Here is a 17,990-nt window from a genome sequence, read left to right on the forward strand (position 1 = left end):
GCTGTATCTTATGACCAACCTCTTAAAGTTTAGTTATTTTTTAGTTCTGCTAGCTCTCGTTTCTTGTGGAGAAAAGCAAAAAGAAACCGAAAAAAAAGATTCTTCTATTTCTCGTGAATCTGAAACTGTCACCCCCAGTTCTACAAAAAGCATTTTGTTCTTCGGTAATAGCTTAACTGCGGCCTACGGCTTGGAGGAGAAAGAGGGTTTTCCAGCGCTCATTCAAAACAGATTAGATTCTGTAGGCCTGAATTACACCTCTATCAATTCTGGGGTAAGTGGCGAAACCACATCTGGCGGACTTAACCGATTAGATTGGGTTTTAAATCAAAAGGTAGAAGTTTTCGTGCTAGAGTTAGGGGCCAATGATGGTCTTAGAGGAATTCCTTTAAAGGAAACGAAGCAGAATTTACAGGCGATTATTGATAAAGTGAAGTCTAAAAATAATTCTACCAAAATAGTTCTGGCAGGTATGCAAATACCTCCGAATATGGGTCAAGACTATACTAACGAGTTTAAGAAAATCTACCCGGACCTAGCCGAAAAGAACCAAGTTGAACTGATTCCTTTTTTATTGGAAGGAGTAGCCGGAAATCCTGATTTAAATCTTGAAGACGGTATTCACCCAACGGCTGAAGGGCAGAAAATTGTTATGGAAAATGTCTGGAGGGTTCTCAAAACAGTATTATCAGAGAATTAGAGACAAATTACATTTTCAAAATAGAATTAGGGTCTGGGCAGTTTTTCTTATAAAACTCCAAATTCTTTGAAGAACACACGCCAGGATAATCTCCTCTTTTACCCTGTAAATCATTGATAACCTGAAAATGCAAATGAGGTGCGTAGTTGACATTCTCTTCTGGAGAACCCAAATAGCCTAGCACCTCACCCTTCTCAAACTTCTTACCTTCAAATAAACCACTCAGAGATTTTCTTGACAAATGACCATAAAGAGTATAAAAACAGGAATCACCAACTCCATGTTTTAGGATAATTGTCGGTCCATAATCACCAACGATGGAATTATCCTTAAAGCTATGAACCTCTCCTTTTAAGGGGCATAAAACCTCTGAATTTACATTACTCCAAAAATCAATGCCCAAATGAATATCTCTTTTGTCATCACTTAAACTAAACAAAGAAGATTCATTATAGAGATTTCTCTTTTCAAGATAGCCACCATAAGCAATTTGACAACCTGTTTTATTAAGAATAGTTTCAATATACTCCTGGCATTGATAAGGGTTGTTTAACTGAACGTTCGATAATTCACTATTCGCGTCTGAAAAGTCAATAGTGGTATATTTATTGATAATATTTCCTAATATTAAAAATGGGTGATTCACTTCATTACTTTTTTATTAAAAAAATTTATATCACGAAGGATAGTTAAAAGTATATGACATCTTTCTGTTAACTAAAATTTTAAGTTAGATGAACCTAAACCTAAACTTCCGTATTTTGTCGATTAAACAAAAAAAATATTGCGGCGTGATTACTATTTGAATAATTTGCATAGATATTTTTGAAAAAGAAAATGAATTAATTTAAATCTTCTAAACTATGAAACGTAACTTTTTAGCAAAAGTTTCTCTTTTTGCATTTCTAATGATATGCCTTATTATGGTTCCGGTCGCCTGTAGTAGCGATAATGGCTCGGATCCTGACCCCCAGGAACAACCAGAGCCGGAACCGGAACCAGAGCCTGAAGCTGATCCGGACCCTACCAACGAAAACACTACAATGGATGCTACCGCGCCTACTCACTCAAGTGGTATAGGTACGTCAATAGTAACGGTTGTACTGGCTGATACCGATGGTAACAAACTTAGAAAAAGTGGCGGAACTGTTGCCCTTACAGTGACAGGTTCGGCAAGTGTAGGCAGTGTTACCGATAATGGCGATGGTACTTACACAGCGACTGTTACCGGCGATGCTGAAGAAACCGTAACCGTATCTGGAACGTTGGACGGAGTTGACATTACCAATACCGTTGCAATCACTTTCAACCCAGACGAATCAAATCCTGCACAAGAAGTAGCACAATCTACAGAACCTGTAGGACCGTCCTTAGTTAGAATTAACTGTGGTGGACCAGAAGTAACTTATGATGACATTACTTTTTTAGCTGACCAGTTTGTTGAAGGCCCCACAATTACTTATTCCAACCCGAATGTTACTGAGATCTCCGGAACAGATATGGACGAAATTTTCTTAACTGAAAGAATTTCCGATAATTCTAATGCCAAAGGGCCATTTTCTTACAATATTCCTGTGACAAACGGCACCTACACTGTTAAGTTATATTTTGCGGAAATTTATTGGGGTGTCCCTAACCAACAGGAATTAGAGGGAGGCGATGGAAGTAGAATCTTCAACATTTCCATGGAAGACACTGCAATTTTCACAGGATATGATTTGTACAAGGAAGTTGGCGCTGCTGCCGCATCTTTCAGAATGTATGATATCGAAGTTACTGATGGAACTCTAAATATAACCTTTGAAGCTACTGTTAACAAACCGAAAGTTTCTGCAATTGAGGTGTTTGGTACGGGAACAGTTGGTTCTTAATAAACTAAGATAGTTGTAATATTTAAAGGTCTTCGATTTCTCGGAGACCTTTTTTATTTGTAATATGATGTAAGGATTATTTCATTGTGCGCACTAAATACAAAAAAAATGTTTCCAAGATTAATATTGACTTTTTTCGGATTGCTATTAACAATTTCTTGCCAGTCTAAAAACAAACAACACGAAAAGGAAGAAATAGCCAAAGTTTCGGATATAGAAAAGACTGAACAACAAGATTTAGACCAATATGAAACTGCATATTTCGCGAGCGGATGTTTTTGGTGTGTCGAAGCCATTTTTGAAAGTGTTAAGGGAGTAAAAGAAGTGGTTTCAGGCTATTCTGGTGGTAAAGAAAAGAACCCTACTTATGAGCAAGTAGGTGGTGGCAAAACCACACATGCCGAGGCAGTGAAAATTTATTATGATCCCGAAGTTATTTCTTTTACAGCTTTAGTTCAAGTGTTTTTTGGTTCTCATGACCCCACTACCCTTAACAGTCAAGGACCCGACCATGGGCCTCAATATAGATCTATTGCTTTTTTTAAGAATGATAAAGAAAAGAAAATAATCAACGATTATATAAAAGCTCTAATAGAACATGATGTTTATCAAGGTCGGGAAATCACCACGCAAGTAGTGCCCTTTACCATTTTTTATGACGCGGAGGATTATCACCAGGATTATGAAAAAAAACACCCTAACAACCCATACATAAGAAATGTATCGATACCTAGACTCAACAGGTTTAAAGAAAACTTTGGCGATTATTTAAAAGAAGATAAGGAAAGTCACTAGTACTAGAGCAATGTGAAAAGTTCCGGTGATAGATTATTCAAGACTCACTTCTGAATACCTGCCATTTATATGTACCGATTTTAAGGATTTTGCTTTACCCTTATAGCCATTATAAACTATTTGGTTTCCTTTTTCAATTTTTTCCATTGTAACGTCAGCGGGGTAATTAACCTGAATGCCATTTCCTTCTACTTTAATATTGAAAGACGTTTGAGGTAGGGTACAAATCATATTGCTATTTCTCATCGAGACGTTTAGCTGGTTGAAGTTTTCGGAAATAGAATTGATATAAATAGGGCCAAAATCGTTGACTATGGTAGCTCTATCCGATAGACTATTAATAACTATCGGGGAGGACTTCGCATCTAAAACAAGTTGGTTAACTTGCTCCAAATCGACTTGATCAGAATAATTAGCTTGTAATTTACCGTACATCCAATTTTCAACGCTTATGGGAGAATATGAGGCCACCACTACCGTCTCACTCCCGTCAATTTCATTTGCTTTCAATTTAGAGTAGGAAAGTAACGCATCGATATTATGAGTTCTCTCTGCCAGTTTTATCTCGCCGTGTCGCACATTCATTTTAATCTTGGCAGACTTAGGCATCTTAATCTTTAAAACTTTTTTTACCTTAAAGTCCTCCGTTTTGCCTCTATTTGAGTAATAAAAGATATGAGACCTATTTTTTGAATTTCGGTTTCTCTCCTCTAAATGAATTTGTCTTTCTTTTAAGCGCTCCTGAACTGCTCTCGCATGTTCGGCCCTAGCTTCCGCCACTTGCTCCATTCTCTTGACATCTATTTTTTGCCTTTTTTCCTGAAGTTCTTTCTGTTTTTCTTGTATTTGTTTTTGTTTCTCCTCCATTTTCTTCTGCCAGTCCTTTAACCGTTCCTGATAGGGTTCTCCGAAGCTTTTCTCAAACTTTTTCTGCCATTCTTGCATATATTCTTCCCCACCTTCCTTAAATGCCTCATAATCAAAATCAGGACTCGGCACCGGCGGCATTACCGGAAGGTCTTCTAACTCAGAAAAGTCAAAATCGAAATCAAAAGACTCGAATTCAGGCATTTCAGGCAATTCAAAAACGAAATCGTTAGATTGAAACTCAAAATTTACCGGCTCCCAATTGCCTACGCTATTTTTAATACTTATCTCCCGGCTATTTCCAAGAATTTCGAATTCGTTCTTTTTAAAGTATTCTTCTGCTTGTTCTTCGCTGGCTCCTTCTAGAACAAGAATTACCTCTACCACTACTTTGTTTTTGTTCCAAGTGTCAAATTCTAAATCTGCATAGCTTGTATTTATATTGACTATAACATCATCATCTACATTGAACTCCTCTGAGTAAGTTTTTGTTCTATCTTGGGCTTGCATTTTCATACATACCAACCCCACTAATAAAAACAAAGGTCTATATACTTGCATTGGTAACATCTTCATTTTCTTGATTTTTTAAGTGTTTTAATTCTTTTTTTAAGTTTTGTAAAAGCTGAAGTCTTAGCTGTAGGTTCTTTACCATTGCCCCTATAATCTGGTCATTGGGGCCGTAGGCGTTCATCTCTTCACTCAGGGTTAAGTACTCTTGGTTTAATTCGTTCAATTGTTTTAGATAGTCGTCAACAATATCCTTATTTGTTTCTGACACATCTAGTTTAGATAGTTCGTAATTAATGCTTGCTGTGTAGTAGCTTTCTATTTTTTTTAAATCTGGAGAAAGGTCTCCCAACTTTACTGTTTTCTTGGCGTTTTGCTCTTCGGCCGACGAATCGACAACCTCATTTTGCGAACCTTCGATGTCTTGCTGCCCCAGCCATAAATAACCGGACAAACAAATGAGAACCGTGATTGAAGCGGCAATTATAAATTTTAAAGGAACGCTTCGCTTTCCAGCTGGTAATTCTTTTTCCAATTTCCTTAAAAATCGACGTTCATGACCTTCACTAAGTTTAGGTTCATGGCTATCGTCTATCCTTTTAATCAGTTCCCTAATATCCTGTGGCATAATTTTTCTCTTTAAGCATATTCTTAAGATGACCTTTACCTCTCAACAGACGGGTTCTACACGTTGTTTCTGTGATACCTAGCACTTGTGCGATTTCGGAGTGATCATAACCTTCTATCAAGTACATCATTACTACATATCTATATTTTTCTGGTAGGTTGAGCACCTCTTCCTTAATTCTATTGACTGAAATATGCTCATCAATTTCCCAGTTATCATCATCTTCAATTAATTTTAAATTATCATCGAATTCTATATAGTCGTGCCTTCTTGATTTAATAAGATCTAAACTTTGATTGATTACTATACGCTTGAGCCAAGCCCCAAAAGAAACGTCACCTGTAAATTGGTCTAAACGTTGAAAGGCCTTTATAAATGCATCTTGTAAAACATCTTCAGCATCTTTCTCATTCTTCACATACCTGTACGCAACCAAAAACATACCATCGCAATACTGTCGATACAGCTTAAGCTGCGCCTTACGGTTATTGGCCTTGCATTGTTGCAATACATTTATATAGAACATCGGTCGGTAACGTACTTGTTATTAGATCATCTATATAAAGGACGAGCAAAAAAACATTGTGTTGCAAAAAACGAGTAATTTTGATTGAATTTTAATTTCGATTTCTTGAAACAGATTACCCTTACCAATGGTGATGCCATTCTTATCGTACTGAACTACGGAGCGGTCATTCAAAAATTACTGATTAAAGATGCTAATGGAAATTACACCAATGTAGTGGTAGGCCTAGAATTTCCTAGTGAGTATTTAGATGACGACTATTTTCTTGGGGCCTGTATCGGTCGTTTTGCCGGCCGTATATCAAAAAGTTTTGAAATAGATGGAGTAAACTTTCCATTACCCAATGATAATGGTGTGCATTTACATGGAGGGAAAGAAGGGTTTGGAAAAAAATATTGGACCATTGATAAGGTCGAGCAAGGTGACACCCCATATGTAAAACTGTCTTACGTAAGTGACCATTTAGAAGAAGGATACCCTGGTAATTTAAAAGTCTCTGTTACCTATGTATTGAAGGGAAAAACACTTAGGGTAATCTTCGAGGCGGTTACTGACCGAACTACGGTCGTCAATCTTACGAACCATTCTTACTTTAAACTGGATTCTGACACCTCGGTAGACAACTACAACTTACAACTAAATTGTTCTAAATATCTTGAAACAAAGGATAACCTATTGCCCACAGGTAGAGTTTTGGCCACAGAAGATTCAAGTTTTGATTTTTTATCATGTAAAAGAATTGGCAAAACCCGATTGGACACGCCTTTTATTGTGGATGTAAAATCGCCAATTGCGGCCAAATGCACTTCTGAAAAATCTGGTATTGCATTAGAGGTTGCTACCAACCAACTTGGTTTGATTGTCTATACCCCTAAAGACTTTTCCGGTATCTGTTTTGAAACCCAAAATTTACCGGATGCTCCCAACCAGAAGCATTTTCCTAGTTCTACACTTCGCCCCGGAGAGCATTACCGCAACATCACCGAATTTAGATTTACTACCAAATAAAAAAGGCTTCCAAAATGGAAGCCTTCAATACTTTAGCTTTTTTCACCTAAGGTTACGCTTCGACCATTAAATTGAGTTCAACGGTAATATTATCTCTGGTAGCCTTGCTATATGGACAAATCTCGTGGGCAGCATTGATCAAATCTTCACCCTTCTTTTTATCTACGGTCGGCAACCAGCAATCCAAAGTGGCATCGATAAAAAAGCCTTCATCATCTTTATTAAAGCCTACCACGGCCGTTACGCTAAAATCGCCTAAATCATCAACACCATGTTCTTTGGCAACCGCTTGTAAAGCCCCTGCAAAGCAGGTTGAATAGGCCGCCGCAAACAATTGCTCCGGGTTGGTCGACTTGCCGTCGGTTTCGCCTTTAGAATTTGGCATTTTGATATCTAAATCAATAGCTCCGTCATCACTTTTTACATGGCCATCTCTCCCTCCCGAGTTGGTGGCACTAGCCTGAAAAATAGTTTTCATTTTCGATAATTTTGATTATCCTATTAAGATACGTTTAGTATTGCAAAACTCCGTTCAAACGAATATTAAATCTGTGTGAAAACACGAGTAAGGTCAACAAAAGATTCAATATGACACTCCGAGAAATAGGTCATTGGTGAATCCATCGAACTTTTACGATACTGCGACTGATTTTTCAAGCTTCAAACATATTAATTTGTAATTTCGACCGCATTTTGTAATCGATTTTACAAATTGTTGATATTCAAACTATACTATATGAAATTCTTGAAATGGTTTTTGGTGGTAGTTGCCGTATTGGCGCTACTTTTCTTTTTTGTTTTCAGACCTTATATGAGAAAACAGACGAAGACCCATAGCCCAGAAATTACAAACGTTTATCAAAAAAACGATTTTGATCTATCGGTGACCTATTCCAGCCCGAAGAAAAAAGGGCGTGTTATTTTTGGTGAACTAGTACCATATGATGTAGTTTGGAGAACAGGGGCTAATGAACCTACCAAATTTTCGACCTCTACTACTATTCGTATTGCTGATAAAAGTCTTGCTCCCGGAAGATATTCTTTGTGGACAAAGCCAGGAAAGGAAAGCTGGAACGTTATATTTAATAAGGGAATTCCCGATTGGGGGGTTACCGTTCTGAGCGGAGGTAAAGAAACTTCTAGAAACCCCGAAGAAGACGTTGTTGAAGTTACCGTACCTACAGAAATACTTAATGACACCATTGAAAATTTCACTATCGATTTTGAGGATAATGGAGAACTTTTCATGTCTTTTTCCTGGGATAAAACAAAGGTTAAAGTACCTATCAACAAATAAGATTGGCCGATAAAAAAAAGAAAGTCAGAACTTTTTCTTCAGACCATTCAAAAGGTCAAAAGAGACCCTTGTCTGACAATCAATTTATCGAAGGCATTAAAAATGGTGATCAAACCATTCTCGCAAAGGCGATTACCCTTATAGAAAGCACCAAAAAACAGGATGAAGTTCTCTCAGACGAGATTTTAAATGGGTTTTTGAAATTAAGTGGTAATAGCATTAGAATTGGTATAACCGGAGTGCCCGGTGTCGGAAAGAGTACATTTATAGAAAAACTGGGTCTTTTACTTATCAAAAAAGGACGTAAAGTTGCCGTTTTAACCGTAGACCCTTCAAGTACCGTTAGCAAAGGAAGTATTCTCGGCGATAAGACCAGAATGCCCGAATTGCTCAAAAGTGACAATGCTTTTATTCGACCTACTCCTACAAATAATAATCTAGGGGGTGTTGCCCACAAAACAAGAGAATCAATAATACTCTGTGAAGCTGCCGGGTTCGATGTTGTTCTAGTCGAAACGGTAGGTGTAGGCCAAAGTGAAACCGCCGTTCATGGTATGGTCGACTTTTTTCTTTTATTAAAATTGGCAGGTGCCGGTGATGACCTTCAAGGAATCAAAAGAGGTATTATCGAACTGGCAGATGTTATAGCCATCAATAAGGCCGATGGAGCGAACTTAGAAATTGCAAAGCAAGAAGCTTCTATCTTCAAAAGAGCTTTGGGGCTATTTCCTCCCAAGCAAAATGGTTGGGAGCCTCAAGTAACGTATTGTTCCGCTCTTCATGATGAGGGTATTCAAGAGTTATGGTCACTAATCGATGAATTCAATATAAAAACCAAAAAGAACGCTACGTTCCACAAAAAAAGGGAAGAACAACTACAAAATTGGATGCTCGAAATTGTTGAGCAAACAATAAAAAAGAACTTTTATTCTAATCAAAAGGTAAAAATATTGCAAGATCAGTTACTTGAAAAAGTACTAAGCAAAACGATTTCACCAAAGCAAGCCGCCGATATGCTCTTGAGTTCGTTCGATATAAAACCTTAGGCACATTGTTAAATTCTCCATCAGATAATAAGTTTTATTTGTTCAAAGTATCGTTCTCAATCGCATTCGAGAATTAATATATGCGCTTGCGTAATAAAACCCTAAATTTGCCGCAAATCTGTTCTTTTGATGAACCCTATTACGAGTTCCTTACTATCTATTGTTGTTCCACTCTATAACGAAGAGGATAACGTAGTTCTGCTGACTAAAAAAATTCACGAAAGTTTAGAGGGCTATAACTATCAAATAATCTATGTCGATGATTTTTCGAAAGACAGCACACGAAAAATCGTCAATGCCATGAATGATGATAAGGTGCATCTTATTGCGCTAAAAAAGAATTATGGTCAGAGTCTGGCACTTGCGGCAGGTATTGACTATGCCGAGGGAGACTTTATAATTACCATGGATGGCGATTTGCAAAACGACCCAACCGATATTCCTCAAATGTTACAATATGCTGTAAACGGTGAATATGATTTGGTAACCGGCATCAGGCAAAAAAGGCAAGATTCTTTGGTAAAAAAAATACCTTCAAAAATCGCCAACTTTTTGGTTCGAAGAATTACAAATCTCGACATAAAAGATAATGGTTGTGCTTTGAAAGTTTTCTCAAAAGATATTGCCAAAGACCTCAACCTTTATGGCGAAATGCATCGTTTTATAACTTTGCTAGCTTATCTTGAAGGTGCACAGATCAAGCAGGTACCCGTGAAACACCATGCGCGCCATGCAGGTGTGTCTAAATACGGGTTGGAGCGTGTTTTCAAGGTAATCGCAGATATGATGCTTTTGCTTTTTATTCGTAAATACTTTCAAAGGCCCATTCATCTGTTTGGTATTTTTGGGGTTCTACTTATTATGGTGGGTATATTGATCAACATGTATTTATTGATCGTAAAATTCGGATTCGGTGAGGATATAGGTACCAGACCTTTGCTCATTTTTGGATTGATGTTCATTCTTGCCGGTATTCAACTCTTCACCATAGGTATTGTTATGGAGCTGCTAATTCGCACCTACTATGAGTCTCAGCAGAAAAGGCCTTATAGAATTAAAAAAGTCTTCGTAGGTGGCGAATCTGCGTAAAAAAAGCATAACCGCTTTAAAAATTGCTTTCAGCGTTCTATTGATTTATTTGGTTTTTACCAAAGTCGAAATCGCCGAAGTCTGGGCTGTCATTAAAAGTGCCAATGTATTTTATTTAATATTGGCGCTCCTTTTCTTTATCATATCAAAGATTGTTTCCGCCTTTAGGCTAAATCTTTATTTCAGATTACTGAAAATTCCCTTATCGCACAAAAGCAATCTACAACTATACCTTTTGGGCATGTTTTATAACCTTTTTCTACCAGGTGGAATTGGAGGAGATGCTTATAAGGGATACCTTATCAAAAAGACCTTTGATATAAAAACAAAAAAAGTAGTATCCGTTCTGCTTTTAGATCGCTTGAGCGGTCTTCTTCTATTATTCATTTATGCCTGTATTCTAATACTATTTATAAAAAGTGACTTCCTAGATACCTATCGATGGGGTACCATTCCCCTAATCATATTGAGTACGGTAGTTTTTTATTTTTTGAACCTTAAGTTCTTTCCCTATGTTTCAAAGGCATTTTGGCCTTCGTTTATCTATTCGTCCGTAGTACAATTGATGCAATTAATCTGTGTACTTTTAATTTTAATGGCCATGGATGCCTCTATAGGTTCAATAGGGTATTTATTTGTTTTTCTGGTTTCATCGATAGTTGCAGTGTTGCCTTTGACCATAGGAGGTATCGGAAGTCGAGAAATTACTTTTTACTACTTCTCTAACTGGCTTGGTCTTAATGAAGACTTGTCTATAACTTTGAGTATGGTCTTTTTCTTGATAACCGCCTTCACTTCTTTTTGGGGGATTATCTATCACTTTAAAAAGCCAAACTTGGTGAAGAATCAGTAAATATGCACCAAGTGCATTTTATCTAACGATTTTTTTCTCTTTGAGGGATTTAGGAATTTGAGGCTCAATCTCGTAATGCGGTAATGCGCTCGCGTGTATTGAATATCCCAATCAAAATCTAACTCTTTTAGTTCTCGTAACTGGTCATCATTGGCGTAGACCCAAAAATCTTTCTTACCTCTTATCGCATTGTAAGATGTTATTTTTAAAGGCTTTCTGTTGTAGAAATCAAACGACCAAGTGTGAAAATCACCCAGCTTATAAATGTTGTCAACCGGTACTTCTCTTTCTTTAACCACTTTGGCCATGCTTGAGCCAGCCTGATAGGTCAATAAATTAGGATAAAAATGAAGGTTGAGGGTGGCGTTCAGCAATAAGGAGCCAAAGACGGTCAAAGTGATTATCTTCTTATCATATTGCTCACTTTTCAAGCAGAAATAGATAATGGTCAACAAAAAGACCAAGAGTAGGCCCAGAGCGAAAAGATTATCAAATTCGAAGACTAGAAAACAAATCAGTACCGCGGCAATGAATATGATACTTAACACAAAATATTGCACCCCGAGCAAAATACGACCGGTTTTTTCATTTTTCAGATTCACAATATAAGTCGCTGTCAAAACTGCAAACAGAGGTATTATACTATTCAAATAATGAGGAAGCTTGAATTGGGAAAAACTTGCAATCAGAAAAAAGAAAGTGATACCACCTATAGTAAGCATTTCTTGACCTTGAACCCATTTAAATTTCAATTTAAACAGGCTATTTATTTTTCTAGCGTAAGCCATGATACCTAAGACCGTCCACGGTAGAAAAACCCATAAAAATGTATGAAAGAAGAAGAAATAGTCGCTGCTATTACTACCCATGCCTTCGCCGCTTAGTCGCTCAAAACTCTGTTCCCAAAAAATGAAGAAAATTCCACTTCGCTCTGCTTTACCACGTATTACCTTTTCCGGATGCAAATCAAACTGATGGTAATATGCATACAACATGGGGGTTATGGCAATGGCAAAAGTCAAGAGGCCCAATAAGACTTTCCAGTTGATAAGCGCCTTCCAATTTCGGGTATAGATCAAATGACTTAAAAGTGCCAAACCAATGATCAATATGGCCAATTGGCCTTTGGTTGAAAATGCCAAGCCGGCAGCAATACCGCCCAACAAAATCGACTTAATTGAGCCTGTATTCGCATATAAAGCCAACTGCCATATGGCCAAAATAACGAAGCCCGTTAATACGGCATCGGTTCGAACATCTATCGCAGATAGAACAATGGTCTGTGCCGTCATAAATATGAGGGCAGCAACTTTACCCACTCTTTTGTCATATAGCAAGTTGCCAAGACCATAGGTAGAATAGGCACCTAAAAGAAGAGCTAAAATTCCGGGAATACGGTAGGCCCAATCTTCTATGCCGAACAGTAAATAAGAAAATGCGGCCAACCAGTAATGTAAGTGCGGTTTATCTAAATATTCTTCAGTACCCTTGAAAAGATTCAAAAAATCATTCTCTTGAACCATTCGCATGGCCATTACCGCAAATTGTGCAGAATCATTTTCGAATAGGGTGACGAACATGCCGGTGATGTACACCAGAACAACTAAAATGATTAAAACCCAATATCTAGAGTTAGATATCATAGAGGTATTTTGAGGTCTGCAAATATAGCTAACTTTAAAAACAACCAACTAAAAATCAAGCCTATTAAGGCCCCTGTAATAATATCCAAGGGAAAATGGACACCGATGTAAATTCGACTGTAAGAGACCAAAACCGCCCAAAAAGCCAGTAAAATTCCTATATACCGATATTTTGTTTTCAAAAGGGATGAAAAGAAAAATGCCAACGCAAAATTATTGCCGGCGTGAGCCGAAAAATAACTGTATTTACCCCCGCAAGATTTTTTCACTAATCGAACCAGGTCTTGTAAGGTAGGGTCATGGCATGGCCTTAATCTTTGTACCCCATATTTGAAAAAGTTCGACAACTGGTCTGTAACAAGAATCATCAAACCAACCGCCAGAACAGCTATGATGGTACGCCTAAGACCCAACGCACGATAGGTTAAGAACAATAAAATCGCATAAATAGGTATAGCGCTAAATTTATTGGTGACAAAAAGCCAGAAACCGTCCCATCTCGAACTCCCCAAACTGTTCAGAAATAAAAAAAGGTCTTTATCAAGTTCTACCAGATGCTCTAACATTATCAACTAGTCTTCGTACCTTGAAACCTCTCTATCGTAAAATAAATTCGCCTGTTCAATCAGATTTTCAGCTTCCGATTCAAGTTCTTTTTCATCCTCCGGAGAAAAATCTTCCAACCATTCCACTTCATCATTTTCCAGATTTATTATAAATCTTGGGTACTCGGTATGCACAACAAAAATTGCAGAAGGATAATCGGTATTATCGCCTAAAAGAAACTTTGGAAATTCCATATAAATGAAAATTAGTTTTGTCTACGTTCGTTGCCTTTTCTTATGCAGATTGGGCAATCATTTTTTGGGTTAGGTAATTAAATCGAATATACAACATAATACCCGAGGCGGTAAGCCCCGTCAATAGACCCAGCCAAATGCCTGTACTACCCAATTCGGTACGAAGCCCTAAAAAATAGCTCACCGGAAAGCCTATCAACCAATAGGCAACAAAAGTAATTAAAGTAGGTATTTTCACGTCTTGCATGCCTCTCAAGGCGCCTAAGACTACTACCTGTACCCCATCTGATATCTGAAATACCGCTGCCACCAATAACAACTCGGCCGCAATTTTTATTACTTGGGCGTTATCGGCCATGTTAGAAATATCGTCTAAATCAAGATATAATGATGGAAACCAATGTCTACCCAGTAAAAACAGAATAGCAAAAACAATCTCAAGTAAAAAGGTCAGAAAAAAAATAGACTTACCAATTCTACGCAGCTCAGAGAAGTTTTTAAGTCCCTTTTGATTGCCAACACGAATCATTGCTGCCACCCCAAGCCCCATACCAAACATAAAAGTCATGCTACTCAGGTTTAGAGCAATCTGATTAGCGGCTTGCGCATTTTTCCCCAATACCCCGCTCAACCAAATGGCCGACGTAAAAATGGCTACTTCAAACAACATCTGTAGCGCTGATGGAAAACCCAAACTGATAATTTTTTTTACCACTTTTTGCTCCAACTTTTTAAAGTTGAACGCCGTTACATAATCATGAAACTTTCTTTTGCTGCGCAGTAGAAACCACAGAAAAATAACCATTACAAATCGAGAAACTAAAGTACCAATGGCCGCACCCACAATTCCCATTTTCGGAAAACCGAAAGTGCCGAATATCAGCAAATAGTTCAATAATATGTTTACCACATTCGCCAAAATGGTGGCGTACATAGGGTAACGGGTCTGTGACAAGCCTTCTGAAAACTGCTTAAATGCCTGAAAGATGATCAGGGGCACCAATGAAAAAGCCACTAGATCTAAATACGGAAGTGCCAATTCTACCACCTCGGCCGGCTGCTCCATCCTATACATCAAGGGCTTAGCCAACAAAATAAGGGAGAAAAGGGTCAACCCGAGTATGGTACAAAGTGCGAGACCGTGTTTCAAAGCGTTTTTGCCATCATGCTTATTACCGGCACCATCGGCCTCTGCCACCAATGGAGTTATGGCTGTAGAAAAGCCAATACCAATAGACATGGCTATGAAAACAAAACTATTGCCTAAAGATACCGCTGCCAGTTCGGCCGTACCCAATTGACCTACCATGATGTTATCGGCCAATTGTACGAACGTATGACCCAACATTCCCATAATTACGGGAACAGAAAGTTGAATATTATATCGAAATTCTTTGGTGTATTGCTGGAACAAGATTGATAATTAAAAGGTAAACAATGATGAAAAATGAAGGTGGGGTTAATAGATATGACTAAGAGGTTTGGTTGAAAGTCTTTGCTTCTTCCCAAAAAACATCCATCTCTTCTAAAGTCATATCTTTTAGTGACTTACCCATTTCTTTGGCTTTGGCCTCTAAATATTGAAAACGCCTTATGAATTTCTTATTGGTTCGCTCCAACGCATTTTCCGGATTGATATCTAAAAAACGGGCGTAGTTGACCATAGAGAACATCACATCGCCAAATTCGGCTTCCATTTTAGCCTTGTTATTATCTTGTACCTCATTTTGAAATTCTGAAAGTTCTTCTTGAACCTTTTCCCAAACCTGTTCGGGTTTTTCCCAGTCAAAACCTACGCCCGAGACCTTGTCTTGAATGCGATTGGCCTTTACCAATGCCGGTAAACCATTGGGCACGCCTTCCAACACACTCTTTTTACCCTCTTTCAGTTTGAGATTTTCCCAGTTGCGTTTTACGTCTTCTTCATTTTCAACAGTGACATCTCCATAAATATGCGGGTGCCTGCTTACCAGCTTGTCACAAATCGTATGACACACATCGGCAATGTCAAAATCATTGGTTTCTGAGCCTATTTTCGAGTAGAATACGATATGCAGAAGTACATCGCCCAGTTCTTTTTTAACTTCGTTCAGGTCGTTTTCTAAAATAGCGTCACCTAATTCATAAGTTTCTTCAATGGTTAGGTGCCTTAATGATTGTAGGGTCTGCTTTTTATCCCAAGGGCATTTTTCCCTTAATTCATCCATTATGGTCAATAACCTATCAAAAGCTTTTAGCTGATCTGCTCTAGAATTCATTACCCTGAAATTTTATGCAAAAATAAGCATCTACTTTAGGGTAAGCCTCACAGACTTGAATAAAAAATCAATGTAAAAGTTGGTGTACAAACCTTAGTTTATTCAAAACGGTATCGGAGATAACAAAAGGATAGACATCGGGTTGCCCCATACTTCTGTTCAAACTATTGATAGCATAGGTCAGTGGCCTAAAGGCTTTGATAATGGCATCAAAATCTTGTTGTAAATAAGGGTCAAAACGAGCTTCCATTTTCAATGGTGAGCCATCATTAAGATGTCCGCCTGTTTCAATACCAAAATAGAAAGCAGTTTCCAAAAGGTCTATCAGGTGTAAGTAATGCGCCCAAGTTTCTGCCCAATCTTCCCAGGGGTGAGATGACGCATAAGAACTAATATAATAGCTCGGCCAATTGCTCGAAGCGCCTTGGTTGTAATGGTTTTGAAGCGCTGCACCATAATCGACACGCTCGTCGCCGAAGATTGACCTAAAGGCAGAGAGATTATCACTATTATTATTTATAAGCAAATCCCAATAGAAATGCCCAATTTCATGTCGAAAGTGACCTATTAACGTTCTATAGGGTTCGGCCATTTGTTTTCGCATATATTCGCGGTGAACACTATCTGCCTCGGCCACATTAATGGTTATTGTTCCATTGAGATGGCCTGTACGAACAGGTTCGCTGTTTTGCGCATTTGTAATTTCTTCTAGAAAATCGAAAGCTATACCCGAAGATTCAATCCCTTTTTTAGGTTCTACCTGAAGGCCAAGCCTCATTAATGCATAGACCAACCGATGCTTAGCGATTTCGAGCTTACGCCATTCAACCAAGTTAGACTCATTTTCTAAGTTAGGTATAGTTCTATTGAGTGAGCATGCCGAGCAAAACTCAGAATTACTATTGATTTCTACCAACCAATTGCAGACTTGATATTCATGGTTCTTACAGAACCGATATAGCTTGCCTTCATCACCCGAAACACTAAAGAGGCCATTTTTTGCTATCAAATTTACCAGTTGAGACCGATGCTCTAAATATCCCAAATGACTCCCACATGAGAGACAAACTGTATTTTCGAAATATAGAGGATTGCCACAATGTGAACAGTGAAAAATTTTCATATCAAGTCAAGTTAACCAGTATAAATTTAGATGGCCTAGGCGAAGTTTGCCAAACCCTATCCGTCTTTTTTTGAACCTTTTTGAAATAATCTTTTCAAGCGAAATGACTATCTTGATCAAACAAATATTTTCAAATGATTTCAAGACGACATTTCTTAAAACAAACTACGGTTGCCGGTAGTGGTGCAATACTAGTGCCCAATCTCTCATTTAACCTTTACAAAAAGCCCGAATATGGTGTACAGCTCTATACTTTTAGAGATGAATTGGCTAAAGATGCCAAGCAAACACTTAAAACTATAGCCGACCTGGGCATCAAAAAAATTGAGTCCGCACGCAGTACAAAAGGTTTGTATTATGGTCTTTCCCCTGAGGGTATGAAAAAGGAGTGCGAAGCGCTTGGCATGAAATTGGTCAGTGGCCATGTTGCCCTTGATGACGATTTTGAGAGTACGATGGAACAGGCCGTCAGGTCAGGTCAAGAATATGTCATATGTTCTTCTTTACCAAGTAAAGGGCAAACCGTAGATAATTACAAAAGTGTGGCCGACGCGTTTAATAAAGCGGGAGAATCATGTAAAAAGCTTGGTCTCAAATTCGGTTACCACAATCATGAATACGAGTTCGAATCACATGACGGACAAATTTTATATGATGTGCTAATGGATAATACCGACCCCGAATTGGTTTATATGGAGCTTGATTTAGGATGGGTAGTCGTGTCAGGTTTTGACCCGATGGATTATTTCAAGAAATATCCAGGTCGTTTTCCTCTTTGGCATTTAAAGGATATGGATTTTAAAGAAAAGGAAAGCACCGAGTTTGGTAATGGCGACCTGAACATCAAAAAAATTATGGAAAGTCAAAAAGCTTCGGGAGTCAAACACATTTTTATTGAGCAGGAAGAATATACGAGTACCCCTGTTGAAAGCATGCGCCATAATATGAAGTTTCTTAAAAAGCTATCTTAATCAAG

The 17,990-nt window shown here is 38.1% G+C and carries 20 protein-coding genes; 9 read left to right on the top strand and 11 right to left on the bottom strand.

All coding sequences use genetic code 11. The annotated features are described in order from the left end of the window. Window positions 1–10 precede the first annotated feature (10 nt). On the top strand, window positions 11–700 hold the full coding sequence (locus tag IL356_RS16585) for an arylesterase (protein WP_121849693.1): 690 nt from the start codon (window positions 11–13) through the stop codon (window positions 698–700). A 7-nt stretch (window positions 701–707) separates the two neighbouring features. On the opposite strand, the gene IL356_RS20320 is transcribed toward IL356_RS16585, so the two are convergent. Continuing rightward, window positions 708–1,346, bottom strand: a complete 639-nt coding sequence (locus IL356_RS20320; RefSeq protein WP_121849694.1) for a peptidoglycan DD-metalloendopeptidase family protein — start codon at window positions 1,344–1,346, stop codon at window positions 708–710. A gap of 217 nt (window positions 1,347–1,563) precedes the next feature. On the opposite strand from IL356_RS20320, the gene IL356_RS16595 reads away from it, so the two are divergent. Then, window positions 1,564–2,571, top strand: coding sequence for a malectin domain-containing carbohydrate-binding protein (locus tag IL356_RS16595; RefSeq protein WP_121849695.1), 1,008 nt, complete (start codon window positions 1,564–1,566; stop codon window positions 2,569–2,571). A gap of 108 nt (window positions 2,572–2,679) precedes the next feature. After that, on the top strand, window positions 2,680–3,366 hold the full coding sequence (msrA, locus tag IL356_RS16600) for a peptide-methionine (S)-S-oxide reductase MsrA (protein ID WP_121849696.1): 687 nt from the start codon (window positions 2,680–2,682) through the stop codon (window positions 3,364–3,366). Between the two features lie 33 nt (window positions 3,367–3,399). Here msrA and IL356_RS16605 read toward each other — a convergent pair whose 3' ends face one another. Genes IL356_RS16605 through IL356_RS16615 form a run of 3 tightly spaced genes read right to left on the bottom strand, consistent with a single transcriptional unit; the run spans window position 3,400 to window position 5,897 of the window. Then, window positions 3,400–4,809 (bottom strand): hypothetical protein, encoded by a 1,410-nt coding sequence (locus IL356_RS16605; protein WP_162987925.1) that lies wholly within the window; start codon window positions 4,807–4,809, stop codon window positions 3,400–3,402. Next, complete coding sequence (locus IL356_RS16610) at window positions 4,781–5,371, bottom strand: hypothetical protein (RefSeq protein ID WP_121849698.1); 591 nt, start codon at window positions 5,369–5,371, stop codon at window positions 4,781–4,783. The genes IL356_RS16605 and IL356_RS16610 overlap by 29 nt, the downstream gene beginning before the upstream one ends. Then, window positions 5,355–5,897 (bottom strand): RNA polymerase sigma factor, encoded by a 543-nt coding sequence (locus tag IL356_RS16615; RefSeq protein ID WP_121849699.1) that lies wholly within the window; start codon window positions 5,895–5,897, stop codon window positions 5,355–5,357. The genes IL356_RS16610 and IL356_RS16615 overlap by 17 nt, the downstream gene beginning before the upstream one ends. A 105-nt stretch (window positions 5,898–6,002) precedes the next feature. Here IL356_RS16615 and IL356_RS16620 point away from each other — a divergent pair, with 105 nt between their 5' ends. Beyond that, on the top strand, window positions 6,003–6,905 hold the full coding sequence (locus IL356_RS16620; RefSeq protein ID WP_121850760.1) for an aldose epimerase family protein: 903 nt from the start codon (window positions 6,003–6,005) through the stop codon (window positions 6,903–6,905). A 52-nt stretch (window positions 6,906–6,957) separates the two neighbouring features. On the opposite strand, the gene IL356_RS16625 is transcribed toward IL356_RS16620, so the two are convergent. Continuing rightward, on the bottom strand, window positions 6,958–7,383 hold the full coding sequence (locus IL356_RS16625; protein WP_121849700.1) for an organic hydroperoxide resistance protein: 426 nt from the start codon (window positions 7,381–7,383) through the stop codon (window positions 6,958–6,960). 258 nt (window positions 7,384–7,641) lie between these two features. On the opposite strand from IL356_RS16625, the gene IL356_RS16630 reads away from it, so the two are divergent. The 4 genes from IL356_RS16630 (at window position 7,642) to IL356_RS16645 (ending at window position 11,190) form a co-directional block, all read left to right on the top strand. Continuing rightward, window positions 7,642–8,202, top strand: a complete 561-nt coding sequence (locus IL356_RS16630) for a DUF2911 domain-containing protein (RefSeq protein ID WP_121849701.1) — start codon at window positions 7,642–7,644, stop codon at window positions 8,200–8,202. Between the two features lie 2 nt (window positions 8,203–8,204). After that, on the top strand, window positions 8,205–9,248 hold the full coding sequence (gene meaB / locus IL356_RS16635; RefSeq protein ID WP_121849702.1) for a methylmalonyl Co-A mutase-associated GTPase MeaB: 1,044 nt from the start codon (window positions 8,205–8,207) through the stop codon (window positions 9,246–9,248). A 129-nt stretch (window positions 9,249–9,377) separates the two neighbouring features. After that, window positions 9,378–10,337: a glycosyltransferase family 2 protein gene (locus IL356_RS16640; protein ID WP_121849703.1), complete on the top strand. Its 960-nt coding sequence runs from the start codon at window positions 9,378–9,380 to the stop codon at window positions 10,335–10,337. Then, window positions 10,321–11,190: a lysylphosphatidylglycerol synthase transmembrane domain-containing protein gene (locus tag IL356_RS16645; RefSeq protein WP_121849704.1), complete on the top strand. Its 870-nt coding sequence runs from the start codon at window positions 10,321–10,323 to the stop codon at window positions 11,188–11,190. Before IL356_RS16640 ends, IL356_RS16645 begins: the two co-directional genes overlap by 17 nt. On the opposite strand, the gene IL356_RS16650 is transcribed toward IL356_RS16645, so the two are convergent. The 6 genes from IL356_RS16650 to IL356_RS16675 all read right to left on the bottom strand — a co-directional run bounded on the left by IL356_RS16650 (window position 11,184) and on the right by IL356_RS16675 (window position 17,014). Next, the gene (locus IL356_RS16650) at window positions 11,184–12,833 is read right to left on the bottom strand and encodes an ArnT family glycosyltransferase (RefSeq protein WP_121849705.1); all 1,650 of its coding nucleotides are present in this window, start codon (window positions 12,831–12,833) and stop codon (window positions 11,184–11,186) included. The two genes, IL356_RS16645 and IL356_RS16650, sit on opposite strands and share 7 nt — an antisense overlap. After that, window positions 12,830–13,399 (bottom strand): phosphatase PAP2 family protein, encoded by a 570-nt coding sequence (locus IL356_RS16655; RefSeq protein ID WP_121850761.1) that lies wholly within the window; start codon window positions 13,397–13,399, stop codon window positions 12,830–12,832. Before IL356_RS16655 ends, IL356_RS16650 begins: the two co-directional genes overlap by 4 nt. Window positions 13,400–13,405: 6 nt before the next feature. Next, window positions 13,406–13,633, bottom strand: coding sequence for a hypothetical protein (locus IL356_RS16660; RefSeq protein WP_121849706.1), 228 nt, complete (start codon window positions 13,631–13,633; stop codon window positions 13,406–13,408). A 40-nt stretch (window positions 13,634–13,673) separates the two neighbouring features. Further along, window positions 13,674–15,047, bottom strand: a complete 1,374-nt coding sequence (locus IL356_RS16665) for an MATE family efflux transporter (RefSeq protein ID WP_121849707.1) — start codon at window positions 15,045–15,047, stop codon at window positions 13,674–13,676. A 58-nt stretch (window positions 15,048–15,105) separates the two neighbouring features. Beyond that, window positions 15,106–15,891, bottom strand: coding sequence for a nucleoside triphosphate pyrophosphohydrolase (mazG, locus tag IL356_RS16670; RefSeq protein ID WP_121849708.1), 786 nt, complete (start codon window positions 15,889–15,891; stop codon window positions 15,106–15,108). 67 nt (window positions 15,892–15,958) lie between these two features. Next, window positions 15,959–17,014 (bottom strand): zinc-binding metallopeptidase family protein, encoded by a 1,056-nt coding sequence (locus IL356_RS16675; protein WP_121849709.1) that lies wholly within the window; start codon window positions 17,012–17,014, stop codon window positions 15,959–15,961. Between the two features lie 134 nt (window positions 17,015–17,148). Between IL356_RS16675 and IL356_RS16680 the strand changes: the two genes are divergently transcribed. Further along, a complete protein-coding gene (locus IL356_RS16680) occupies window positions 17,149–17,985 on the top strand; it encodes a sugar phosphate isomerase/epimerase family protein (protein WP_121849710.1) in 837 nt (278 codons plus the stop codon). The last annotated feature ends 5 nt before the right edge of the window (window positions 17,986–17,990 follow it).

The sequence above is a fragment of the Euzebyella marina genome (genome assembly GCF_014855515.1).
Taxonomy (GTDB): Bacteria; Bacteroidota; Bacteroidia; order Flavobacteriales; family Flavobacteriaceae; genus Euzebyella; species Euzebyella marina.